Origin of the sequence: Halomonas sp. ANAO-440 (assembly GCF_019915905.1) — a bacterium.
Taxonomy (GTDB): Bacteria; Pseudomonadota; Gammaproteobacteria; order Pseudomonadales; family Halomonadaceae; genus Halomonas; species Halomonas chromatireducens.
In genome coordinates this window covers 55119-78957 of record NZ_JAHXBV010000024.1, presented here as the reverse complement: position 1 = coordinate 78957, position 23839 = coordinate 55119, and the positions used below count along the sequence as shown (strand labels likewise).

General features: G+C 61.3%; 17 protein-coding genes. 11 read left to right on the top strand and 6 right to left on the bottom strand.

The features are described from left to right. Positions 1-134 precede the first annotated feature (134 nt). The 7 genes from KZO25_RS15775 to KZO25_RS15745 all read left to right on the top strand — a co-directional run bounded on the left by KZO25_RS15775 (position 135) and on the right by KZO25_RS15745 (position 11298). Positions 135-1193 (top strand): phytoene/squalene synthase family protein, encoded by a 1059-nt coding sequence (locus KZO25_RS15775; RefSeq protein WP_223137695.1) that lies wholly within the window; start codon positions 135-137, stop codon positions 1191-1193. A gap of 90 nt (positions 1194-1283) precedes the next feature. Further along, complete coding sequence (locus tag KZO25_RS15770) at positions 1284-3455, top strand: cytochrome P450 (protein WP_066451772.1); 2172 nt, start codon at positions 1284-1286, stop codon at positions 3453-3455. Positions 3456-3624: 169 nt separating this feature from the next. Continuing rightward, positions 3625-3996 carry a response regulator transcription factor gene (locus KZO25_RS15765; protein ID WP_066451774.1) on the top strand — a complete coding sequence of 124 codons (372 nt, stop codon included), beginning with the start codon at positions 3625-3627 and terminating at the stop codon, positions 3994-3996. Beyond that, positions 3996-6059 (top strand): exonuclease domain-containing protein, encoded by a 2064-nt coding sequence (locus tag KZO25_RS15760; RefSeq protein WP_223137694.1) that lies wholly within the window; start codon positions 3996-3998, stop codon positions 6057-6059. Before KZO25_RS15765 ends, KZO25_RS15760 begins: the two co-directional genes overlap by 1 nt. Continuing rightward, on the top strand, positions 6056-6268 hold the full coding sequence (locus KZO25_RS15755) for a hypothetical protein (protein WP_066447061.1): 213 nt from the start codon (positions 6056-6058) through the stop codon (positions 6266-6268). The genes KZO25_RS15760 and KZO25_RS15755 overlap by 4 nt, the downstream gene beginning before the upstream one ends. A 4-nt stretch (positions 6269-6272) precedes the next feature. Next, positions 6273-9005: a sensor histidine kinase gene (locus tag KZO25_RS15750; protein WP_066447063.1), complete on the top strand. Its 2733-nt coding sequence runs from the start codon at positions 6273-6275 to the stop codon at positions 9003-9005. Positions 9006-9291: 286 nt separating this feature from the next. After that, on the top strand, positions 9292-11298 hold the full coding sequence (locus KZO25_RS15745; RefSeq protein ID WP_223137693.1) for a methyl-accepting chemotaxis protein: 2007 nt from the start codon (positions 9292-9294) through the stop codon (positions 11296-11298). A gap of 211 nt (positions 11299-11509) precedes the next feature. Here the strand turns inward: KZO25_RS15745 and KZO25_RS15740 are convergent, their stop codons facing one another. Continuing rightward, positions 11510-12727, bottom strand: a complete 1218-nt coding sequence (locus tag KZO25_RS15740; protein ID WP_223137692.1) for an MFS transporter — start codon at positions 12725-12727, stop codon at positions 11510-11512. Positions 12728-12774: 47 nt separating this feature from the next. Next, the gene (locus tag KZO25_RS15735; protein WP_223137691.1) at positions 12775-13119 is read right to left on the bottom strand and encodes a DsrE/DsrF/TusD sulfur relay family protein; all 345 of its coding nucleotides are present in this window, start codon (positions 13117-13119) and stop codon (positions 12775-12777) included. Between the two features lie 103 nt (positions 13120-13222). Here KZO25_RS15735 and KZO25_RS15730 point away from each other — a divergent pair, with 103 nt between their 5' ends. Next, a complete protein-coding gene (locus KZO25_RS15730; protein WP_223137690.1) occupies positions 13223-13879 on the top strand; it encodes an ArsR/SmtB family transcription factor in 657 nt (218 codons plus the stop codon). A gap of 73 nt (positions 13880-13952) precedes the next feature. On the opposite strand, the gene KZO25_RS15725 is transcribed toward KZO25_RS15730, so the two are convergent. From KZO25_RS15725 to KZO25_RS15715, 3 genes are all read right to left on the bottom strand, one after another. Beyond that, positions 13953-15080 (bottom strand): DUF294 nucleotidyltransferase-like domain-containing protein, encoded by a 1128-nt coding sequence (locus tag KZO25_RS15725; RefSeq protein WP_223137689.1) that lies wholly within the window; start codon positions 15078-15080, stop codon positions 13953-13955. Positions 15081-15542: 462 nt separating this feature from the next. Then, positions 15543-15842, bottom strand: coding sequence for an HlyU family transcriptional regulator (locus KZO25_RS15720; RefSeq protein ID WP_223137688.1), 300 nt, complete (start codon positions 15840-15842; stop codon positions 15543-15545). 62 nt (positions 15843-15904) lie between these two features. Next, entirely contained in the window at positions 15905-17125 is a 1221-nt protein-coding gene (locus tag KZO25_RS15715) for an argininosuccinate synthase (protein ID WP_223137687.1), read from the bottom strand. Between the two features lie 184 nt (positions 17126-17309). On the opposite strand from KZO25_RS15715, the gene rnt reads away from it, so the two are divergent. From rnt to KZO25_RS15700, 3 genes are all read left to right on the top strand, one after another. Beyond that, positions 17310-17975 carry a ribonuclease T gene (gene rnt, locus KZO25_RS15710; protein WP_066450400.1) on the top strand — a complete coding sequence of 222 codons (666 nt, stop codon included), beginning with the start codon at positions 17310-17312 and terminating at the stop codon, positions 17973-17975. A gap of 615 nt (positions 17976-18590) precedes the next feature. Beyond that, a complete protein-coding gene (locus KZO25_RS15705) occupies positions 18591-21164 on the top strand; it encodes an EAL domain-containing protein (protein ID WP_316935715.1) in 2574 nt (857 codons plus the stop codon). 106 nt (positions 21165-21270) lie between these two features. Continuing rightward, positions 21271-23259 (top strand): diguanylate cyclase, encoded by a 1989-nt coding sequence (locus KZO25_RS15700; RefSeq protein ID WP_316935714.1) that lies wholly within the window; start codon positions 21271-21273, stop codon positions 23257-23259. A 174-nt stretch (positions 23260-23433) separates the two neighbouring features. Here the strand turns inward: KZO25_RS15700 and grxD are convergent, their stop codons facing one another. Next, on the bottom strand, positions 23434-23763 hold the full coding sequence (gene grxD, locus KZO25_RS15695; RefSeq protein ID WP_223137686.1) for a Grx4 family monothiol glutaredoxin: 330 nt from the start codon (positions 23761-23763) through the stop codon (positions 23434-23436). Positions 23764-23839 lie beyond the last annotated feature (76 nt).

The following is a 23839-nucleotide window of genomic DNA, read 5'->3' as shown; positions in this document are numbered from 1 at the left end:
ATGCTCGTGGAAAAATGTGCCTTTTTTTAGCGCTCATCGCTTTTTTCACGCCAATCCCGAGATATCGGAGACATTCAACATGATCTGGCTCGAGCGGGAAATACCCTGTTCCCGACATCGGAGATGAGACTGCTATGAGGCCTGCCTCGCTCGCCCTACAGAACCGGCTGCTGCCCGGTGTCTCCCGGACGTTTGCTCTGACCATTCCACAGTTACCGATGCCCCTGCGCCCGGCGATCACCAATGCCTATCTCCTGTGTCGTATTGCCGACACGGTGGAAGATAGCACCGCCATGGCGCCCGACGAAAAAGACGCTCATTACCAGCGCCTGCTGGAAGGGCTGAGTGACCCCATCGCCGCCCGGAAGTTCTCCGAGGCGCTGCTCGATACCAGGCTGGTACAAGACCCCCTGGAACGGGAACTCATCGTTCAGACACCCGGCGTGCTGCTCGCCTTCGGAGAATTGCCGGTCGATCAGCAGAGGGCATTGCGCGATTGCTTAACCACCATGTGCCACGGCATGGCGAATTTCGAACGTCTCAAGAACCCCTATGGGCTCGAAGACAGTGACAGCCTGCGCGATTACTGCTACGTGGCTGCTGGCTGCGTTGGCGAAATGCTGACTCGCCTGTTCGCCGACATCAATCCGAAAATCCACGCCCAGCGCGAAGAGCTTCGGCGCCTGTCGTTGGCCTTCGGCCAGGGACTGCAGTTGACCAACATTCTGAAAGACGTCTGGGATGATCGCCAGCGCAATATTTGCTGGCTCCCGCGTGACGTCTTCGAGGCGCGTGGCATTGACCTGAGGCGGACACATGACTGGCAGGACCATCCCGGCTATCGCGACGGGATCCGCTTTCTGGTGGCCGTTGCGCATCATCATCTGCGCCAGGCGCAAGAGTACACGCTGCGCATTCCCGCCTCTGAGGTCGGCATTCGCCGCTTCTGCAGCTGGTCGATCGGCATGGCGCTCTCGACGCTGCGCAACATTGCCGACAACCCAGGTTTCACTGCCGGCGAGCAGGTCAAGATATCGCGGCGACGCCTGCGAATGATCGTGGCCACGAATAACCTCACGGTCGTCAACGATATGCTGCTGCGAGGTGTCTTTCGGCTGAGCTGCTACCGACTGCCCAGCGTTCAGGAACAGGAACTCGGCCGCCTGCAGGCGGGCCATGACGGAAATGCATGAAGATGCGCCCCACGCTTTTCTTATTCTGGCGCAACGCCACCCGCATGCGGCATATAGCCGGACAAGCACCCAATAACAGGAATCCGCTTGATGACTGATTCGAAGCCCACCGAGTCCACGCCCCCACCCAGCCTGCCTGGCTTACCCCTGCTCGGCAACACCATCGAGTTGCTGACCAAAGACGCCAATCGGTTTTTCAGTGAGGCCTACGAGAAGCTCGGCCCGGTGTTTCAGGTCAACTACCTGTTTCGCAATTACACCATCATGGCGGGGCCGGAATCGCTGAACCATCTGCTGGAATTCCGCGAACAGGGCATGAGCCGAGAGGCGTTTTTCGGTCCGGTGGACAAACAGATCGGGGGGGTCGTGCTGCTGACGCAGCCCGTTGGGGCGTATCAGAATCTACGCAATCAGGCACGTCTCGCGTTTTCCCGCCAGCTGGCCGCAGAGTTTATTCCCGATCTCGTCGGCTGCGTGGATGAGGGCCTGGATCGGCATCCGCCGGGCAGCACCGTGTCGGTGATGGATCTATGCACACGCGTAAGCTTCGATCAATACAGCCGGTTACTGTGTGGTGAGAGCCTGGACGCCTACTTCGATACCGCCAACCGCTACGCGGTGTGGGTAATGAACATAGGCGTCAAGAAGGTGCCGGAGTTCAGCGTCCATCTGCCGGCCTACAAGAAGCTGCGCCGGGACGTCATGAAGATGGCGGATGAAGTACTCACGCGTTATGAAAATCGCCCGGCAGACCATGGCATGCCGTACACGATCCTGGATGCCCTCGTCAGCGCCACAGACGATGACGGAAACCCGTTGCCGCGCAAGGATCTGGTGGCAACGTTGCAGTACGGCATTATCGGCACCGTGGTGTATATGAACCGCACCGTCGCCTTCCTTCTGCACGACCTGCTATCGAACCCCGAACACTACGAACGCGTACGCGAAGAAGTCGACGGCGCCTATGCCAACGGGCTGCCCGACAGCCTCGATCTGCGCGGCATGAGCACGCTGAATGCGGCGCTCAAGGAGTCGATGCGGCTACACCCGGTGTCGCTTGGCATGCCATTCATGGTCGATGAACCCTTCGAGTTCAACGGCCACACGGTTCCCAAGGGGCAATTCTGCGTCTATAGCGGGGTCCCTAACCACTTTAGTGCCGACTTTTATCCGGAACCACACCGATTCGATCCAGACCGGTGCCGCGCACCACGCAATGAACACAAACAGCGCCGGGCATACGCGCCTTACGGATATGGCAAACGCGTCTGCCCCGCAGGGGGGCTGGTGGAGACGTGTACCCTGGTTTCGATCAGCCGGATCATTCACCGACGCACCTTCGAGCGCGTACCGGCCAATGATCCGCTGCGCACCGTCCTCGCTCCGCTGCCAGCACCGGATCGCAAGTTCCGTATCCGTTTTAATGAAGAGCGCAGCAAGCATGCCGCGGGAAAGACGGATCACACGCAACTCGCCGTCAACGCACTCGATGAGCTTTTCGAGAGTGGCCGCCTGGCGAAGCCCGCCATGCGCGAGCGGCTGGACCATGTGACCGCCCGCCGCCATGAGCCGGGTGATTACATCCTGCGCAAGGGAGAGCGGGCCGAGACATTCCATGTTCTGATTGAAGGCACCGTCGAGGTGACGTCGGGGTCGGATGAACATCTGGCCACCCTGGAGCCAGGCAGCTACTTTGGCGAAATCGGCCTGCTCGGAGAGGGTCGCAGAACCGCCAACTGTCTGTCGACTACCCGCACACTGGTGCTGGAGATGACGCGGGAAGACTTCCTGGCCATCGTGCTAAAGGATGACCTGGTGCCCGGTGAAATCGCGGCTGCGCTGCGCCAGCGCTACCTGACCACCCGTATGCACAAAGCCCTGCCTGCGCTCACCTCAGAGCAGCTGAGAACGCTGGCCGGGACCGGCTCGCTGAAACGCTTCGAGGCCGACGACACCATCATTCGCCAGGGGGATGAGGCCGACTGGTTTTACATTCTTCTCACCGGGAAGGTTGCAGTCCTGATCGAGGATGCAAATGGGACACAGCAAGTGGCGACGCTTGAAGCAGGCGACCACTTTGGTGAAATCGGCATTATCGAATCAAGAGCACGAACGGCAACGGTACAGGTTACGCCGGATGGCCCCGTAGAGACCCTCGCTATCCAGCGCGATGCCCTGTTGGAGCTCGTCGAACACGATCCGCAGGCTCGCAAGGATATTGCATCAGTCATCATGGACCGAATCCGCACAGGGGCGCCGTAACGATTCGCTAGCCCGATGGATGGTCCGTATACCATTGGGCAGCTCTCTCTTTAGGAAGCAACGAAGGATGACAGAGTCTGTTTGGCCCAAGGTCGTCTTTGCCGGCACCCCCATGCCCACTAGACTGATGGGTAATAATCTATAAAAGACCCTATATGAGGAGTGACCGATGGCCAAGGTTCTGGTGGTAGACGATGAGCCCAACATCGTTCTGTCGATCGAGTTCCTGATGCAGCAGGCCGGCTTCGACGTGGTTACCGCCGAGGATGGTGAAAGCGCTCTCAAAAGCGTTACCGATTCGCCACCGGATCTCATCCTGCTCGATATCAGCCTGCCTGGCATCAGTGGTTTCGACGTCCTGGAACAGCTGCGCAACGATCCACAACATGCCAGGCTGCCAATCATCATGCTCACGGCCCATGGTCGCGAGGTAGAGAAAGAGAAGGGATTGGCCCTGGGGGCCGATGATTACGTGACCAAACCCTTCTCTACCCAGGCGCTGGTCGAGAAGGTGAAGACCCTGCTGGCCGAGGATGCCTGATGATGCGTGGCAAGCTCCCCAGGCGCCAGCGCCTGATCGGGCTATGGCTGCTGCTCAGCGGAATCAGCCTCTTTGGTGGAGCCATCTTCGCCGCCTGGCTGGATAGCCTGTTTCAGCCTCAAGGACTGGCCCGGCTGGTACTCTGGCTGGGCTGCTTCTCCGGTGGCGGCACCATCTTTCTGGTGGGGTTGCTGCTCGAAAGAATGCTCTTCACCCCATTGCGCCACCTGCAGGTTCAGCTCGCTCGCCTCGTCGCCAACCCCGACGCCCGCGAGGACTACCCCCCCGAGGGCTGGCTGCGCGGGCTGGGTCCCGATCTGATGCGGGTCCGCGAAGCCTGGCGAGCCGACCGCCAGCGCCTGGCCACCGCCCACGCCGAGGGCGCCCGGAGCGCCGCGCGTATCCGCCAGGAGCTCGAGACGCTGCTGCAGGTCCTCGACACCCCCCTGCTGCTCAGCGATCATCACCGGCGCCTGTTACTGTTCAATCAGGCGGCCGAGACGCTCTTCGATGATAACCCAGGCCTTGGACTCGGCAAGCGGCTCGACGCCCTGCTGCCAGTCTCAAGCCTGCAGGATACTTTGGCCCAGCTGCCGGAGGACGGTGCCCCACGAGAACTGCTGATTCCCTGTGATGAGCGCTGGCTGCACGTGGTCATGCGCCGGGTGCCCAACAGTAACGGTGAAACGCTGCTCACCCTGACCGATGCCACTGCCGCATGGACTAGCGAAATGGGGGCCCGGGCGGGACTTGCCGACATGCTTCCGCCACTGCGTCGCCACGGTGCCAGTCTGAGCAGCGCCGCAGAGGCGCTGAGCAGCGCACGCCATGCCGGCCGCCTGGACGACACGCTTCGCAACCGTCTCGAGTCGGTGATCGACGAGGAGAGCCTCGCCCTGGGACAAGGCATCGAAAGTCTCGGCAAGTTGATCGAGGACATGCAGCAACAGGGTGAGCGTCTGGTGCCGCTGTGGTCCAACGACCTCTGGCAATCGCTAAATGAGCGGCTCGGTGACGACCCGCTGGAAGTGCTACCCATCGGCATGCCTGCCTGGTTCAAGGGCGACGCTCCCGCGCTGCTGGTGCTTCTGGAGTCGCTGCTGGAGCGACTACGGGAGCATGCCGGCACCACCTCCTTCGAAGGGGAGATGCTGCTCGGCAATCGGCGTGTCTATCTCGACCTCATCTGGCCCGGAAAGCCGCTTTCCCAGCGCGAGCTGACCACCTGGAGCGATCAGCGTCTGGCCGCCCTGCCGCTGTCGCCCCGTGTCGGCGACCTGCTGCGCCAGCACGCCAGCGATGCCTGGAGCCTGGCCGACAGTGACGGCAAGTACGCCAGGCTGCGCTTGCCGCTGCCCGCCGTGGAAAGAGTCGGCGCCCCCCGCACGCTGGCGGCTCCCCGCCCGGAATTCCACGACTTCGGCATTGCCGACCTGCCACCGCCCGATGCCGAACTCGCCCGCCGGCCCCTGCGTGCCCTGGAGATCGTGGCCTTCGATACCGAAACCACGGGCCTGGAACTGCGCCGCGGCGATACGGTCATCAGCATCGGCGCCTGCCGCATCGTCAATGCCCGGCTGCTGGCCAGCGACGTCTTCGACGTTCGGGTCGACCCCGGCAAGCCGATTCCCCCGGCCAGCACGGCCATCCACGGCCTCACCGATAGTGACGTCAGCGGCGCGCCTCCTCTACCCGTCCTGCTGCCACGTTTTCGCAACTATATCGGCGACGCGGTGGTACTGGCGCACAACGCCGCCTTCGACCTGCTTGCCTTGCAGCCCCCGGGGGCCAGTGTCACCCTGGATATGCCGGTGCTGGACACCCTGCTCATATCGCGTGCGCTGGACGAGAGTCTTGACGGCCATGACCTGGACACCCTTGCCGACCGTTACAGCCTCAGGTTTCCCCCCGGAACGCGACATACCGCACTGGGCGATGCCCGGGTCACGGCTGAGCTGTGGCTGGCGCTGCTGCCGCGGCTCGAGGCGAGAGGCATCGAGACCCTGGAGCAGGCGCTTGCCCTTCAGGCCAGCGCCTTCGACAAGGAGGATGCCTGCACATGAACGAATCAAGGCGTGAAGCCCGAACTCATGCCCGGCTCATCGCCTTGATATGCCTAGCCGTGCTTTTTTTCTCCCCCCCTCTGGTACTGATCTTCGACCGTCCCGCCGCGCAGGGCCTGTCCTGGCTGCCTCTCTATCTCTTCGTCATCTGGCTGATCGTGATTGGACTGGCAGCCTGGCTGATGGAACACCGGCAGGAGGATAGCTGACGCGATGAGAACGGATCCGGTAGTGCTGACGGTGGCCTTCGGCTACCTGGCGCTGCTGTTCGTCATTGCTGCCTGGGGCGACCGGCGTGCCGAAAAGGGCCGCTCGGTGATCGGGTCGCCCACCGTCTACGCCCTCTCGATTGCGGTCTACTGCACCGCCTGGACCTTCTACGGCAGCGTAGGGCGTGCCGCAGAGTCCGGTCCCAGCTTCCTGTTGATCTACCTGGGGCCGACCCTGGCCATGCTCATGGCCCCCTTCATGATTCGCAAGATGGTGCGCATCGCCAGCACCCAGCGCATCACTTCCATTGCCGACTTCATCAGTGCCCGCTACGGCAAGAGTTCGAGCCTCGGCGCCCTGGTGGCCCTGATCGCCCTGATCGGCATCACCCCCTATATCGCCCTGCAGCTCAAGGCCATCACCCTGAGCCATGCCGTACTGGTCAACTATCCGGAAGCCGCCGAATTCCAGCTGGCGGACGAGAGCTTCTGGGTCGACAAGTCCTTCTGGGTCGCCCTGGTCCTGGCGGTGTTCATCATCCTCTTCGGCACACGCCACCTCGATGCCAGCGAGCGTCACGAAGGCATGGTGGCGGCGATTGCCTTCGAGTCGCTGGTCAAGCTGGTCGCCTTCCTGACCGTCGGCGTATTCGTGGTGTTCGTGATGTTCAACGGCCCGATGGACCTGTTCAGCCAAGTGGCCGATAGCCCGCGACTGGTTGGCGCCCTGGGTCTGGATGCGGTGCCGGGCGGTGCCACCGGCTGGGTCGGCACCCTGGTGCTGGCGTTCCTGGCGTTTCTCACCCTGCCCCGGCAGTTCCAGGTGCTGGTGGTGGAGAACGTGGACGAACGCCACCTCCGCCGCGCCAGCTGGCTCTTCCCTCTCTACCTGGTCGCCATTAATCTGTTCGTGATTCCCATCGCCATGGCCGGCATGCTGCTGCCCGTCGGCAACAGCGACCCGGACAGCTTCGTGCTGACACTGCCCCTCTCCGCAGGGCTGGAGGGCATACCGCTGCTGGTCTTCATCGGCGGACTCTCGGCGGCAACCGGCATGGTCATTGTCGAAACCATCGCCCTCTCCACCATGGTCAGTAACCAGCTGGTGATGCCGCTGCTGCTGCGCTCCAAGCGCCTGCAGCTCAGCTCCCAGGGCGAGCTGGCCGGCTGGCTGCTGGGCATTCGCCGGGTAGCCATCGTGCTGATCCTGCTGCTGGGCTACCTCTATCATGCGCTGATCGGCGACTCCTATAGCCTGGTCACCATTGGGCTGGTCTCCTTCGCTGCCGCCGCCCAGTTCGCCCCCGCCCTGTTGATCGGCATGTACTGGCGGGGGGCAACCCGGCTGGGCGCCAGCCTGGGCTTGATCGCCGGCTTTCTCATCTGGGTCTACACCCTGCTGCTGCCGGGCTTTGCCCAGTCAGGGTGGCTGAACCCCGGCTTTGTCGAACAAGGCCTCTGGGGGCTGGGCTGGCTGCGCCCCTATGCGCTGTTCGGCCTCGAGGGTTGGGACATCTACAGCCACTCGCTGCTGTGGAGCATGCTGGCCAACGTCGGGATTCTGGTCGGCGTTTCCCTGTTTACCCGACAGAGTCCGCTGGAGCAGACCCAGGCGGCGCTGTTCACCAATGCCATGAACCCGGGGCTGCAGCACACCTCCCTGTGGCGTGGCCAGACAACCCGCGGCGAGCTCCAGAGCCTGCTCAGCCGCTACCTGGGGGCCAACGCCACCGCCCGGATACTCGCCGACCAGAAGAGCAGCCGGGACAACTCCGATCCGGCCCCCCCGGCGATGATCGCCCGCGCCGAACAGGCCCTGTCGGGTGCACTGGGCAGCGCCTCGGCAAGGGTGCTGATCAATTCCGTGGTGCGTGGCGAGGCCCTGGACCTGGAGTCGATCCTCAGCATTCTCGACACCACCTCCCAGACGCTCGAGTACAACCGCCGACTGGAACAGAAGTCCAACGAACTCGCCAAGATCGGCGAGGAGCTGCGTGCCGCCAACGAGCGACTGCGCGAACTCGACCGATTGAAGGACGAATTCGTCGCCATGGTCAGTCACGAACTCCGGACGCCGCTCACCTCGATTCGCGCCTTTGCCGAAATCCTGCGCGACGGCAAGGACCTGCCGGAAGACAAGCGCACCCACTTCCTCGAAGTGGTGGTGCTCGAAAGCCAACGGCTCTCCCGCCTGATCGAGGAGATACTCGACCTGGCACGGCTGGAGAGCGGCAGGCTGACCCTGACGCCGCAGCAACTGGACCTGGTGTCGCTGACCCGGCATAGCGTCGACGCCGTCCACCGCCTGCAGGAGGATCGCGGGGTGACGCTTCAAGTTGACATCGAGGTGGACGAGGCTCCGGTCATCGGCGACCCGGACCGCCTGGAGCAGGTCATCATCAACCTGCTCGACAACGCCGGCAAGTTTGCCGACGACGACGATCCACAGGTGCGTCTCCTGCTGACTCGACACGAGCAACACTATCGGCTCAGCGTGGAGGACAATGGTCCCGGTATCGCCGAAGAGGAGCGCGAGCGAGTCTTCGAGAAGTTCCACCAGATAAAACGCCTGAGCAGCAGCGCCGGCAAGGCCAAGGGACGCCCCAGGGGCAGCGGCCTGGGACTGCCGATCAGCCGGGGCATTGTCGTCCACTTGGGCGGCAGGCTCTGGGTAGAGGATGCCCCCCAGCTCCAGGGCGCCTGTCTGGTCATGGAGCTACCCCAGGCACCTGAGTGACTCACAATCCCGCCCACTTCATGCGACAAGTCTGATTTTGCTGCATGTGCTAAAGAAACCCTCTCTTCCGCCGATACCTCTTTGTGCCAGGGAATGACGTAACAGCCAGCCCAGGCCCTCGGTCAGCCCGCTTATCCCAAAAAACAAAAAGAAATCGGACAGCAAGGTCATACGCATTTCGTGGCCTTGACGCGATGCGATGGCCAGACCGTTTATTTCGTTTCGCTGCTTTGCCATGCACATGCAGACCAGCATAAAAGCACTGTCCTATAGAGAGCCCCCAACAATGAGTCGACTCACACGTCTATCACTCACGCAGAAGCTGCTGGGCGCGATCGGCCTGCCGCTACTGCTGGCATTCATCGCGCTGGGCCTGATCGTCAATACCCAGTTGAACAATGCCATCCCGCCAATGCTGGAAGACACCAGTGCCCGACAGGTCGAAGCCCGGGCCAATGAAGTCGGCCGCTGGATCGAGGGTTACCGGACCCTGCTGACCGGGCTTGCCAAGGACGAACGACTCGCCGCATCGGTGCCCGTGGAAGAGCACCTCGAGTGGCTGGCCAGCCGTCATCCGGGCGATGCCACCATTGAATCGTTCTACTTCGCTGACGCCAGCGGCGATACCGTGACCCATAGCGGCGCCAGGGCGGACATCTCCGGTCGCGGCTATTTCCAGGAGCTGGTCACCGATGGCACCACGGACCGGCTGCTGGCCGACCCGGTGCTCTCCCTGGTGAGCGGCCTGCCCACTGCGATAATCGCCGAGACGATCTTCGACGAGGCGGGAAACCGCGTCGGGCTGCTGGGCATCACCCTGTCCATGGAAGCCGTGTCGGAGATCACCTCCGCCATCGACGTGGGCGAAGGTAGCTACGGCTACATGGTCGACAGCAGCGGCATGGTCGTGGCCCATCCCGACCCCGACCTGCGCATGAACCTCAACGTCACCGAAGCCGACCAGGCCGGTTTCCAGGGTGCCAATGCCCTGGGCCAGCGCATGCTCTCCGGTGAAGCCGGCATCGGGCAGGTGGTGTCGCCTTTCGGTGGCAACGTGACCATGGTCTGGAACCCGATTCCAGGCACCGGTGGCTGGGCGCTGGCGGCGGCCATTCCCAGCAATGTCTTTACCGCTGTCTCGACGAACCTGCTGTTCTCCCTACTGATCGTGGGTGCAGTGATCCTGCTGGTGCTGCTTGTCATCGTCGGTTTCTCGGCGCGCAAGGCACTGGCGCCGATCAAGCAGACCGCCCAGGCCATGGCCGATATCGCCCAGGGCAAGGGCGACCTGACCCGCCGGCTGACGGCCCACAGCCAGGATGAAGTGGGCGAACTCGCCGTACAGTTCAACGGTTTCGTCGAGCGCATGCAGCGAACCCTGCAGGAAGTCCGCGGGAACGCCCGTACCGTCCTCGCCGGTGCCAGCGACATGGCCGACGGCACCCAGGAACTCTCCTCGCGCACCGAGCAGGCCGCCGCCAACCTGCAGGAAACCTCGGCATCGATGGAGGAGATTCACTCCACCGTCTCGCACACCGCCCAGGCATCCGAGCAGGCCAACGGGCTGGCCACCAATGCCGCCGGGGTTGCCGAGCGCGGCAATGAGGCCATGACCGAGATGCAGGCCAAGATGGCATCCATCGACGCCTCGGCCAACAAGATCAGCGACATCATCGGCCTGATCGACTCGATCGCCTTCCAGACCAACATTCTGGCGTTGAATGCCTCGGTGGAAGCTGCTCGCGCCGGCGAGCACGGCAGGGGCTTTGCCGTGGTCGCCCAGGAAGTCCGCAACCTCGCCAGCCGTTCAGCCGACGCCGCCAAGGACATTCGCGGACTGATCGATACTTCCGTCAAACACACCCAGGAAGGCAGCCAGATCGTCAAGGGTGCGGCAGAACGCATGCAGGAGCTGCGCCAGAGCGTGATTCAGGTCTCTGACGTGATCAGCGAAATTACCGCCGGCGCCCGCGAGCAGACGTCGGGAATCGAGCAGGTCAACACTGCCGTGGCGGAGATGGATACCATGACGCAGCAGAATGCCTCCATGGTGCATCAGAACGCCGGTCTGGCCGCCACCATGCGAGACAATGCCCGTCGCCTTGATGAGCTAATGTCCGAATTCATTCTCGGAGAAGCCGAATTGACCGAAGCGCGGCCAGGCCCGGCGGTGAACCGGCCGGCGCTTGCCCTGCCCTCGGCGGTCACTAACCCCTCGCAGCAGGCGGTGAAGCCAGCGCCCAAGCGTCAGCAGTCCGCACGCGAGCTGGAAGAGGATTGGGAGACCTTTTAAGACGGCTGGAAGAAAGAGCCACTGAGCCGAGCCGCTTCCAGGGAGGGAAGCGGATTACCAATAATCGCCAACGCAGTTTCCTGTTTTTCACTGGGTAGCTGGATTACGTGAAGTTCCTTTCGAGACCTGGACACCACTTCTCCGGGTCATGGTAGCCTGGTGCCAGCAGCCATCGGTATGCAACAGGACGTCACGCACGGTGGAGGGTTCCTTATGGCTCAGGTGGCCCAGAGACTTGGCTGGCCAGCTGTGATTTGGCTTTCAAGCTGAACCAGAGGGTGGCCAGGGCCACCAGGAGTATAGCCGGCAGCATGGCCAGGTTGAGAGCTTCCCAACCCAGGTGGTGCAGCAGTTGCCCGGCCATCAGCGAGCCGATGGCCACCAACGTGAAGATGATCAGGTCGTTGACCCCCTGTACCTTGCCCCGCTCTGCCTCGCTATGAACCGTGGAGAGCATGGCGCTGCCACCCACGAACAGAAAGTTCCAGCCAACCCCCAGCAGCACCAGTGCCACCCAGAAGTGCGCCAGGCTGGTACCCAGGTTGGCCACCAGCACCGTGCCGATGAGCAGCGTCGCCCCGCTGAGCAGGATACGCTGCACGCCGAAACGGGCGATCAGGCTGCCGGTCACGAAGGACGGCGCGAACATGCCCAGCACGTGCCACTGCATGATGAAGGCAACCTGGCTCATCTCGAAACCTCGGGCGCGCATCGCCAGCGGCGTGGCGGTCATCACCAATACCATGATGGCGTAGCCCACCGCGCCGGCCAGTACCGCTACCCTGAATTTGGGCTGGGTGGCGATGACCGCCATGGGGCGAGATGTCTCGCCGGGCTGGGGCTCGCCGCTGGCCGGTACGCGCAACTGAGTCAGCAGGCCGATGGCCAGCAGCGCAAGGATGGCAATCACCAGATAAGGTCCACCGGAGGGCACGCTGGCGATCAGGCCGGTGGCTGCGCTGGCGTTCCAGGGGCCGAGGAAGGCGGCGGCAACCCCGCCAGCCATGACGAAGGAGATCGCCCGGCTGCGAAAGGCGGGACTTGCCACGTCGGCAGCGGCGAAGCGGTAGTACATGGCGAAGCCCTGGTAGAGCCCCAACAGGAGATTGCCGGCGCAAAACAGCCAGAAGGACCCCAGCGCAATGGCACCGAAGCTCAGCAGGCCACCGGCCACGCCACCCAGGCTGGCCCCGGTGATGAAGCCATGTCGACGACCCACCCGCTTCATGTAGAGGGACGCCGGCAGGGTCGAGACCACGGTGCCCAGCATCATCATGGCGATGGGCAGCGTGGCCAGACCGGGATCGGGGCTCAGCTGTTGGCCGACCACACCACTCAGCGTCATCACGGTGATCGACGCCACCATGAACAACACCTGGCTGGTCACCAGGATGGCCACGTTCTGTTTTTCCCGGCTTACCGGCGCCATAGCAATGCTCTCCATGGGTCGTGAGGAATGAGATTATTTGGATGGGACTAGAACACCAGCACCTTGTCAGCCTGCTCGGTGGCTTCAGCCAGGGCGTCCATGGTGCTGCGCTCGGCGCCCTTTACCACCTCCTCGTCGGTAATGCCCCTGGCATCCATGCAGGTACCACATAACAGCACGCTGCCCTTGGTGGTGACGCGCTTGATCATGCGCTCGGCGTTGTAGAAGCCGTCCGGGGTCTTCTGCCCTGCCTTGGCGCCTGACACGGCATCCCCCATCAGGAAGACCGTAACCTCATCCTCGCGCTTCAGCAGTGCATGCGCCAACCGCAGGCCGTTGTAGAGCCGTTCGGTGCCATAGGGAGGATCGTTGATAATGATTAGCGTCTGCATGGCGCCTCCTTGCTATCATTCAGTTAGTTGATAGAATGATGGATAGAAATATCATCACCTGTCAAGTCGTACGCTGTGTTGCTTATGCCCCCGGAGAGACGCCATGACCTCACAACAGGATCTGCTCGATACGCTGGCCCTGGTCGCCCGCGCTTTGGGAAACGGGCATCGGCTGGCGTTACTGGAACGCCTGGCCCAGGGTGATGCCTCGGTCGAAACCCTGGCCAACACCGCCGACCTGACCATCGGCAATGCCTCCCAGCACCTTCAACACCTGCGTCGGGCGGGGCTCGTCACTGCCCAGCGTTCAGGCAAGCAGATGATCTACCGCCTGACCGACGAACGGATCGTCAACCTGCTGGGCCTGCTCAGGCAGGTGGCCGAGACCAACCTGGCGGAGATGGAGCGTCTCGTCGGTCGGCTATTCGCGGAGGATGACGCCGATAGCGCTATGGAGGCGGTCAGCCGGGACGAACTGCTGGCAGCGCTTGCAAGCGGCAAGGTGGCACTGCTGGATGTGCGCCCCGAGGAGGAGTACGAGGCCGGCCATCTGCCCCAGGCAATCAACATCCCACTGGAGCAGTTGGAAGATATGCTGGGCAAGCTGCCTAAAGACAGGGAGATCGTGGCCTACTGCCGAGGCCCCTATTGCGTCCTGTCGCACGAGGCCGTACAGCGCCTGCGTCAACTCGGCTATCGAGTTCGACGCTTCGAGGAGGGGTATCCCGAGTGGAAAGCGGCAGGGCTGCCCATCGTATGACCTGCTTGAGGCCGTCGCTTCTACCTGCCAGTAAAAGCAGAGAGAGCAAGGGGTGCCCTTCTCTCCCTGCTGCTCACTGGCTCTGTGCCAGCCTGACCAGGCTGCGGATCGCCTGCATGTCATGGCGAAGCAACAGGCGCTGGTCATCTTCCAGACGCGCCAGATCGATCCACCCATCGGGAGTGGACTCGGCCTTGACGCTGGCCTGTTGCGCTGTCAACAGGATGTCCTGAAGTCGGTCCAGTGCGGCGATAAGACCGCGGGCCTGGGCAGCTGTCAGTGCGTCCTTCAGCACCAATGCGGGCAGGCGCAGCCGCGTGTCCATGACACTCACTCCATGGCGAAGCGCCAGCAGCCGTACGGCATTGACCAGCGGCATCAAGCCCTGCAGCTTCAGGTTGATGGCATTCTCGTGGGGCGCTCCCTCCCCGTTGCCCGCCAGGCGCCCGAAACGGTCCAGGGCCACGGGTATCTCATTCAGCAGTGCCGCCATCTCATCGAGGAACAGGCTCGAGCGAGGCATCAGTTGCTGAACGTGGTCGCTCAGTGATTCGGCGAGGCCAACGTCGCCATGCACCGGGTGGAAATCGAGTAGGATATTGCTCTGCTGGACGCGCTTGATGCGCCGATCGCTGGTCCACAGCGTCAACTGATCGCGCCATTCCGAGAGCCGCTTTCGCCACATCGGCCAGCGCGCCATGACATGGCCGGTGCATAGCGGGATCCCCGCCTCATCCAGCCGTGCCGTGAACCGCTCCCCCAGTGACTGGAAGAAACCATCGATCTCGGTATGCCGTGTATCAGGGTAGTCGGCGATGATCATGGCGTTGTCCTGGTCCGGGCCCAGGAGGCTCTCATGGCGGGCACCGGAACCGAGGACCAACACACAATAAGCGACCGGTGGCACTCCCCAACCCAGTCCCTTCATCTCGTTGAGCGAAAGCTGGATGGCCCTGCGGTAGAGCAGTTCGTTATGGTCACTGATCAGTTGGCTGATGCGCCAGGCGGGAATATCGAGCCGCTGCAGCGCCTCGACCAGACGTGTTTGCCAGGCATGAGCCACCGCCAGGTCCGGGGCGGAGCCCAGCTCGGTCAGCGCATCACGCAGGGGGGCAAGCAAGGTAGAAAGCGTCTCGGGGGCGGGCAAAGTGTCGGCGGCAAAGAGTTCACGCCAAGGCGAGGCACGGTGCAGTAGGCGCATGGAGGCTCCCAAAATAGGCTACCCCCAGTTTACGACTGCACCGTGCTGTTTTCCCTTGTCCTAATGGATAAGAGCCCATACGTTTCGGGCTTGCTCAACGGGACAGGTCCATATAAGTAGCTTTAGCTCACGACTGGAGGCCGCAGGCCTCCCTGCGGTGTTGCCGGTATTCGCGACAACAACCAATCTTTCAGCCTCCGCCGAGGCGCCTATCGGCGCCAGTCGCGATGGGGACTCGGGACGCCGAACCGAGCGCTCCAACAGCTGCTTTCTCCACCAATGTTGCCACTCCGCTGTAGGAGTAGCTTTAGCTCACGACTGGAGGCCGCAGGCCTCCCAGCGGTGTTGCCGACGCCAACGATCACCGCCAACGCGGCGCCCTCCACCAGGCGCCTGCTGAGTCTTATGCGTCATCAGGAATGGATGAGGGCTCCGATAGACAAGCCTCATGGCAAGAGCGTATCAGCCCCGCTTGAACATCTCGTCGCCGACCTGATCGATATAGCGCTGTGCCTTGCTGACCATCAGCTGGTCACAGGCCTCGCGGCCGGGCACCAGGTCGGAACGCTCGAAGCGGTGCTCGAGCATTTCACCGTCAGCGCCCGGCTTGCGGATCCAGCCGCTGACGCGGCACTGACCACCCTGGTCGGCCGGCTCGGAAATGATCTGGTAGCCCTTGTACTCGACGGCCTCGGCAGCCGGCGCGCTTTTGGGCGTATCGTCACCTGAACCGAACAGGCCAGAAAACAGTTTCTTCAGCATGGGTCTCTCCTGCGCTCGCGAAGCATAGTCTCCCTCCTGCACGGAGGGAGACTCGCCTGGGATCAGTCCTGCTTGCGGCCCTTACCGGCAGCAATACGCAGGCGCAGGGCGTTGAGCTTGATGAAGCCCTCTGCATCCTTCTGGTCGTAGGCGCCGGCATCGTCCTCGAAGGTGGCGATGGATTCGTCGAACAGCGACTGCTCCGACTTGCGCCCGACCACGCTGGCGCTGCCCTTGTAGAGCTTGATGCGCACCACGCCGGAGACGTTCTTCTGGGTCTCGTCGATGGCGGCCTGGAGCATGCGGCGCTCCGGGCTCCACCAGTAGCCGTTGTAGATCACCTTGGCGTACTTGGGCATCAGCTCATCCTTGAGGTGAGCTTCTTCGCGGTCCAGGGTGATCGACTCGATGGCCCGGTGAGCCTTGAGCATGATGGTGCCGCCCGGTGTCTCGTAGCAGCCACGGGACTTCATGCCCACATAGCGATTCTCGACGATATCGAGACGGCCGATGCCATTGTCGCCACCCAGCTTGTTGAGGGTCTCGAGCACCTCGTGGGGCTTCATCGCCTTGCCGTCGAGGGCGACGATGTCGCCCTTCTCATAGGTGAGTTCGACGTAGGTGGGCGAATCCGGCGCCGCTTCAGGCGACACACTCCAGCGCCACATGTCCTCTTCCGCCTCGGCCCAGGGGTCTTCGAGGATGCCGCCCTCGTAGGAGATGTGCAGCAGGTTGGCATCCATGGAGTACGGCGACTTCTTCTTGCTCTTGGAGAAATCGACCGGGATGTCGTGCTGCTCACAGTAGGCCATCAGCTTTTCGCGGGACGTCAGGTCCCACTCGCGCCAGGGTGCAATGACCTTGACGCCGGGCTTGAGCGCGTAGGCGCCCAGCTCGAAGCGCACCTGGTCGTTGCCCTTGCCGGTGGCGCCGTGGGAGATGGCGTCGGCGCCGGTCTCGTTGGCGATCTCGATCAGGCGCCGGGCGATCAGCGGACGTGCAATGGAGGTACCCAGCAGGTACTCGCCCTCGTAGATGGTGTTGGCACGGAACATCGGGTAGACGTAGTCGCGAACGAACTCCTCGCGCAGGTCCTCGATGTAGATCTCCTTGACGCCCAGGGCCTCGGCCTTGGTGCGTGCCGGCTCGACTTCCTCGCCCTGACCGATGTCGGCGGTAAAGGTCACGACCTCGCAGCTGTAGGTTTCCTGCAACCACTTGACGATGACGGATGTGTCCAGCCCGCCGGAATAGGCAAGCACGACCTTCTTGACATCGGACATTCGGGGCTCCTTTCTGGTAAGCGTCATAAGCCATCAAGTATAGCGTGGCTGTTGCCCGGCGAATACCGGCGGCGGGACGTGCGTGCGGCAAACTGCTAGACTTTCGCGGATTCGGCGGGGCCTGGCCCCGACTTCTTTCGAGCCGACCAATAAGGAACACGATGCTCACGATAAGGAGAGGCGCATGAGTGAAGCGATCGCCCGCGAGCTGATGGCCCAGCGCTTCCGGAGCTTCCTGCCCGTGGTGGTAGACCTGGAAACCGGTGGTTTCAATGCCGAACGCGACGCCATACTCGAGATCGCCGCGGTAACGCTGACCATGGATCCGGAAGGCAACCTGATCCCGGATGCCACCTACGCGTTTCATGTGCAGCCTTTCACGGGCGCCAACGTGGAGCAGTCGGCTCTCGACTTTACCGGCATCAAGCTCGACGACCCGCTGCGCCAGCGTGTCGCTCTCAGCGAATCCGACGCCCTGGGTGAGATCTTCAGGCCGGTGCGAAAGTCGATCAAGTCCCATGGCTGCACCCGGGCCGTGCTGGTGGGCCACAATGCCGCCTTCGATCACGGTTTTCTCAATGCCGCCGTCGCTCGCTGCGGCATCAAGCGCAACCCTTTCCATCCTTTTTCCAGTTTCGATACCGCGACCCTCTCAGGCCTCATCTACGGCCAGACGGTACTGGCCAGGGCGTGTCGCGCCGCCGGCATCGCCTTCGACAACCAGGAAGCCCACTCGGCGCGCTACGACACCGAACGTACCGCCGAGCTTTTCTGCGCCATCGTCAATCGCTACAAGGATCTCGGCGGCTGGGCCCTGGCACAGCGGGAGCAGGGGCTGGAGGAATTCTAGAAACGACACAGACCCGCAAACTCACCTCGCGGGTCCTTGTCGACGATCCAAAGCGACTGCCCAAAGCGACTGCCCAAAAGCGACTAGCCCAAGCCTCAACCAGCCGGTCAGCCGTTGCCACCCTGTCTTCCTGCTGCCGCAACGACGAAAGCCGACCCGAACACTTAAAACGCCATCAGTTCAATACCATCATAAATATATTTGACATTAATTTGATGCAGGTCACTTTGATTAAGAGTATTCTGAAATCGTCTAGCATCTACCATAGCCAAAGTTAAGTTAGAAAAACATCCAAGAACACCACGCTTAATAAGCGTTAATTAAACCAGCAATGACAATAAGCCCAGCGATTGACTGTTGCACTTTCATTTCATACCTGAATCGAATGAAACCCTCATCAATAACGCCAACAATCCATTCCAGACCAAAGCACTGAAAAAGCATTTTTTCTCAGCCACAGGAATGTTGGCACAGTTAAGTGATTCCTACTTTACTCATTCTCCAATGCAGTATTAGAGGACCTTTTGACCTCACAATTTGCTTACCCTGAGGCCCGATGGGCCCCCCTGGGATCCTCACCCCAGGGAGAGCACTAACACTGCTGGAGATATTGAAGTGACCGACGAGCTCAGCCTGCTGGAAGCCCAGCAGGGCGTCCACGAACTCATTGCCCAGCAGGCCCCGCTGGAGCAGACCCTTGAGGCGATTGCCCATTGGATCGCCATTCAGTTCCCCGGTGCCGTGGTGGCCTTCATGCGCTTCGACCCGGTACATTGCACCCTCAGCCTGTTTCCCAGTCGTCGCTTTTCTCAAAACTATTACGAGCGGCTCCAGCATGTTCCCATCGGCTCAGCGGCAGCCTCTTTCGGGGCGGCTGCCTATCTGCGCTGGCAGGTCATCACGGAGGACATTCAGACTGACTCGCGCTGGGAGCGCTTCCGTAGCGCGGCTTCTGCCGAGGGACTTCGTGCCTGCTGGTCGAGCCCGGTGGTCACCGCGAAGGGCGAACTGCTGGGCACATTCGGCACGTATTTCAAGGAGTCCAGCGCTCCCAGCGAAATGAGCAAGAGACGACTTCGCCAAGCCGCGGCCCTGGTCGCCCTGGCAATCGTCAAGGATCGAGACAGCCGTCATCACCGAACGCTTTCCGAGTGGCACCGCTCGTTGTTCGTGAACCATCCCCATGGGGTTTACGAGTTCGATCTCGAGGGCAGGTTCCAGCGGGGCAATATCGCCCTGGAATGGATCACCGGCTATCCCGAGAAGGCACTGGTTGGCCGTCACTTCAACGAATTTGTGGATGCTGAGTACCGCGAGCTGACCCAGAAATCCTTCGATGCGGCCAAGGCCGGCACTTCACGTCAATATGAAACAGTGGGCACCCATGCGGAAGGACACCCTTACCACCTCGAAGTGACCAACTTCCCAGTGATGGTCGACGGCGAAATCGTGGGCGTCTACGGCATTTGCCATGACATCACTCAGCGCAAGCGTCAGCAAGCCGAGCTCCGTCTGCTTCAGCGGGGCATCGAGGCCAGCCCCAATGGGGTTCTCATGGCCGATGCCACCCAGCCAGACATGCCCCTCGTCTATGCCAATGAGGCCTTTAGCCACCTGACGGGATATGCAATGGACGAAGTGCTCGGCTTGAACTGCCGCTTCCTGCAAGGCAACGATACCCGCGCTGGCGATGTCGAGGCGATCCGGCAAGCCCTGTCGAGCTGCAATAGCGTTCAAGTCACGCTGGTCAATTATCGCAAGGACGGTACGCCATTCTGGAATCGGCTGGCTATCAGCCCAGTTTTCGACGAGACAGGCAGCTGCACCCACTTCATCGGCACCATGGTAGACATCACCCGAGACCGAAACCAGGAAGCCCGAATTGCCTATCAAGCCACCCACGACCTGCTCACTGACTTGCCCAACCGGTCGGCGCTGGAGGCTCGACTCGAGCAGGACTTCCGCTCGAGCAAGCGCAATCAGAGCTTGCTGGTGATGATGTATCTCGACCTTGATGGGTTCAAGGCAATCAACGACGGCCTTGGCCACGCCATCGGCAACCAACTGCTGATGGCGGTGGCCGATCGTCTTCGTCTATTGCTTGGCGCCAACGACGCCCTGGCACGCCTCACCGGAGACGAGTTCGTCTTCCTGATGCCCGACTTCAAGTGCCGAGACGAAGCGAAAGCCACCGCTGAGCAGATACTTTCAGCTTTGGAGCGCCCGTTCGACATCAAAGGGCGCCCCTTGCATATCAGCACCAGCATTGGGATTGCCAGTAATGATGAGGATGTTCATCAGGCCCATGAGTTGCTACAGAACGCTGATATTGCTGTGGAAGCGGCCAAACAGCAGGGACGCAACACCTGGCAGTGGTATGAAGGAGATGAAAGACGAAACATCAGCGAGCACGCGCTGCTGCGTCATGACCTTTATACCGCGCTATGCGAAAACCAGTTCGAGCTTTATTACCAACCCATCGTTGATGCCGTCAGTGGTCGGATCCGCAGCGTCGAAGCGTTGGTCAGGTGGCACCATCCAAGACATGGGCTGGTGTCGCCTGGAATTTTCATCCCTATCGCCGAGCAGACTGGCCAGATCATACCGCTGGGCCGCTGGGTACTTCGACAGGCTTGCCAGAACCTGGCCGACCTTCACGCCAAAGGCGAACGCGTGTTTCCAGTGGCCGTCAACATCTCGTCGCTGCAGTTCCGCCGTGACGGTTTCCTCGATGAGCTACGACGCATTCTGGACGAGACCGGCCTCCCGAGCGAACTGCTGGAGTTGGAGATGACCGAGAGCATTCTTCTGGGAGGCGCCAAACAGGCCATCGAGATGATCCGTACCCTTCGTGGCATGAACATCACGGTTGCCATCGACGATTTCGGCACTGGTTTCTCCAGTCTCAGCTACCTGCGCGACCTGCCTATTCACAAGATCAAGCTGGACCGTGCCTTTATTCGTGACATGCTCACCAACCACAGCAATGCGGCCATCGTTCAAGGCATCATCGCCATGGCCCATCACATGGGCCTGGTGGTGGTGGCCGAAGGTGTCGAAGAACATGATCAGCAGCAAGATCTTATCCGGCGCGGGTGTGACCTGCTTCAGGGTTTCCACTTCGCCAAGCCAATGCCGCTGGAAAGCCTCCGAGCCCTGCCTGACCTTCTACCCGTTGACCCTGCTTGATGGCACACGGGACCAGGTCACGGAAAATCAAGGGAAACGGTATTTTTCCCTATAACAAGCATGTATCGCTTTTCCCTTTTCGAGCTATCGCCAGGGAGACTCGCCGGTGACCTTCAAGCTGCTTGCCGCCCGCTTGATCATGGCTGTCACGGTGCCAGTGATTCTCGTAACGGCCACCCTGTATCCAATCTTCCAGGCACACCTTGATGCTCGTCTCGATAGTACGATATCCATAGCCAACGCCAAGATTGAAGCTGGCGAAAGATCATTGAAGAGAGAAGTCAACGCCAGCATCAACCATCTTTTGGCAACGGCCGAAATGCCATTGCTCAAGCGTTACCTCAATGGCGTGGGAGTCGCCCGGTCTCCGTTTCAGGAGGAGATGGAACAGATCACCGCAGCCCAACTTCACACCTTGCTCGATACGTTGTTGCCTCATTATGTCCGCTACACCCAGTTCAGTTTGATGGACCTCGACGGGCGAGAATTGCTGCGCGTCGGCCAGGATCCAATAGCCCAGGCAGAAAACCATGTCACCGCTATCTTCTTCCGGGAGGCGATGACACTTGCACCTCGTGACCTCTACATTTCCCCACCTCGCCGTCATTTGCCACATGAGAGTGGTCATGCGGTTGGCATCCCTGTGATGGATATCACGACGCCGGTTTTCGATACGGAGGGCACTCGCAAAGGTGTTCTGCGATTCACACTGGATTGGGAGTACCTGGCCGCCGATATTGAACAGAATCTGGCCATGGATGCTTGGGGTCATCCCTTTATGGTGGACGCAGAGGGAACATGGCTACTTACCGAGACCAAGGGGCCGCTCTCCTTCGGCGGCAGCTTCGCGGCTGACTCACCCGAAGTCTGGAAAGCCCTCCAGTTACGCCATCGTGGCAAAACAATACTCAGCAACCGACTGGTCATATTCAGTGCGTACGATACCCGCACCTACCACTACCAAAGCCTGGCCGGCATGGTAGTCAGCCACCCGGGGCGGGATCCCTGGCAACTCGGTGTCATCATTGAAAAGCCCAGCCTCGGCGAGCTTCTCGCGGAAGATGTCACACCGCTACTGATCACCCTTCTGCTTTACGTTCTGTCCATCACCTTCGGTGTGTTCTGGGCAATCAGCTACCATCGGCAGCAAAGGCTGAGGCACCGAACGCAGCGGCTTTCCCACGAGGCGCACCAATATGCTCATGATGTCAGAGATCTCTATGAGAACGCGCCCTGTGGCTACCATTCACTGGATAGTGATGGCCGGGTGGTCAAAATCAATCGCACCGAACTCAATTGGCTGGGATACAGCGCTGCTGAGGTAATCGGCAAGCGACTGTACCGGGATTTCATCACTCCCGAGACTCGCGAAGCCTTCGACACTGCCTTTCAGGGCGTCCTGGGTCCGGATCAGGAGGGATCGGCCGAATGTGCGCTGCTCACGCGCAGCGGGGAGCGGCTTCCCGTTATCATCCAGGCCACGGCGTACATCGCTGCCCACGGCTTCGTGCATTCCAGGGCAATGGTCTTCGACCTGAGCGAACGCAAGCAGATGGAAGAGACACTGGCACAACAGGCCATGACAGACCCGCTGACAGGGCTGGGTAACCGCCGTTTTCTTCAAGACCAGGCGGCCATGGAGATAGCCCGAGCACGACGCAGTGGAGCTCCGCTTGGCTTGATCGTCATCGATCTGGATCACTTCAAGCGCATCAATGACGAATACGGCCATGACGTAGGGGACATTGTCCTGCAGGCTTTCGCCAGGACGGCCAAGGAACAGCTTCGTGAGGGCGATGTGCTGTGCCGGATGGGCGGCGAGGAATTTGCCGTCCTGCTCCCTGACACCACCCAGCATCAGGCCATTCACGTAGCCGAGCGACTCCGCCAGGCACTTGAGACCTCATCGGTAGAGGTTGACCACGAACTCAACGCAGGGAGGCAGCTCAACTACACCGCCTCCTTGGGCGTGACGTTGGTGATGGCCGATGAGCCTTCACTGAAGCCGGCAATCAAGCGTGCCGATAGGGGGCTTTATCTGGCCAAGGAGCAAGGTCGCAACCAGGTGAACTGGCAGAACGACACGGCTGACTGAACTGGTGAGCGTACGTATCCCCGGGTCGTCAACGTAGGGCGCGTGCAGAGAAAGCGCCCACACAGGCCCGGCCGGAACGACAAGGACCCGCGAGTTCGCCTCGCGGGTCCTTGTCGACTATCCCAAGCGACTGTCCAAGACACTAACCGATCAGGCGTTACCGCCCTGTTCTTCCTACTCCTTGGCACGTGCCGCCGCGGCCTTGATCAGGGTCTCCAGCTCACCGTTCTGGTGCATCTCGCCGACGATGTCGCAACCGCCGACCAGCTCGCCTTCGACCCACAGCTGCGGGAAGGTCGGCCAGTTGGCATATTTGGGCAGCTCGGTGCGAATATCCGGGTTATCCAGGATATTGACGAAGGCAAAACGCTCTCCGCAGGCCATCAGTGCCTGTACGGTCTGGGCGGAGAAGCCGCACTGGGGCAACTGCGGGGTGCCCTTCATGTAGATCAGGATGGGGTTTTCGCTGATCTGGCGCTGAATGTTCTCGAGGGTGGTGCTCATGTGCGCTCCTGTTGGATCAATGGTACTGACGGCGCCGCAAAATACCCGACCACGACGCTCAGCTTTTGCTCATGAC

Bases quoted from the DNA above. Each gene is read 5' to 3' on its own strand.
- KZO25_RS15775 (WP_223137695.1), top strand. From the start codon at position 135: ATGAGGCCTGCCTCGCTCGCCCTACAGAACCGGCTGCTGCCCGGTGTC.
- KZO25_RS15770 (WP_066451772.1), top strand. From the start codon at position 1,284: ATGACTGATTCGAAGCCCACCGAGTCCACGCCCCCACCCAGCCTGCCT.
- KZO25_RS15765 (WP_066451774.1), top strand. From the start codon at position 3,625: ATGGCCAAGGTTCTGGTGGTAGACGATGAGCCCAACATCGTTCTGTCG.
- KZO25_RS15760 (WP_223137694.1), top strand. From the start codon at position 3,996: ATGATGCGTGGCAAGCTCCCCAGGCGCCAGCGCCTGATCGGGCTATGG.
- KZO25_RS15755 (WP_066447061.1), top strand. From the start codon at position 6,056: ATGAACGAATCAAGGCGTGAAGCCCGAACTCATGCCCGGCTCATCGCC.
- KZO25_RS15750 (WP_066447063.1), top strand. From the start codon at position 6,273: ATGAGAACGGATCCGGTAGTGCTGACGGTGGCCTTCGGCTACCTGGCG.
- KZO25_RS15745 (WP_223137693.1), top strand. From the start codon at position 9,292: ATGAGTCGACTCACACGTCTATCACTCACGCAGAAGCTGCTGGGCGCG.
- KZO25_RS15740 (WP_223137692.1), bottom strand. From the start codon at position 12,727: ATGGCGCCGGTAAGCCGGGAAAAACAGAACGTGGCCATCCTGGTGACC.
- KZO25_RS15735 (WP_223137691.1), bottom strand. From the start codon at position 13,119: ATGCAGACGCTAATCATTATCAACGATCCTCCCTATGGCACCGAACGG.
- KZO25_RS15730 (WP_223137690.1), top strand. From the start codon at position 13,223: ATGACCTCACAACAGGATCTGCTCGATACGCTGGCCCTGGTCGCCCGC.
- KZO25_RS15725 (WP_223137689.1), bottom strand. From the start codon at position 15,080: ATGCGCCTACTGCACCGTGCCTCGCCTTGGCGTGAACTCTTTGCCGCC.
- KZO25_RS15720 (WP_223137688.1), bottom strand. From the start codon at position 15,842: ATGCTGAAGAAACTGTTTTCTGGCCTGTTCGGTTCAGGTGACGATACG.
- KZO25_RS15715 (WP_223137687.1), bottom strand. From the start codon at position 17,125: ATGTCCGATGTCAAGAAGGTCGTGCTTGCCTATTCCGGCGGGCTGGAC.
- rnt (WP_066450400.1), top strand. From the start codon at position 17,310: ATGAGTGAAGCGATCGCCCGCGAGCTGATGGCCCAGCGCTTCCGGAGC.
- grxD (WP_223137686.1), bottom strand. From the start codon at position 23,763: ATGAGCACCACCCTCGAGAACATTCAGCGCCAGATCAGCGAAAACCCC.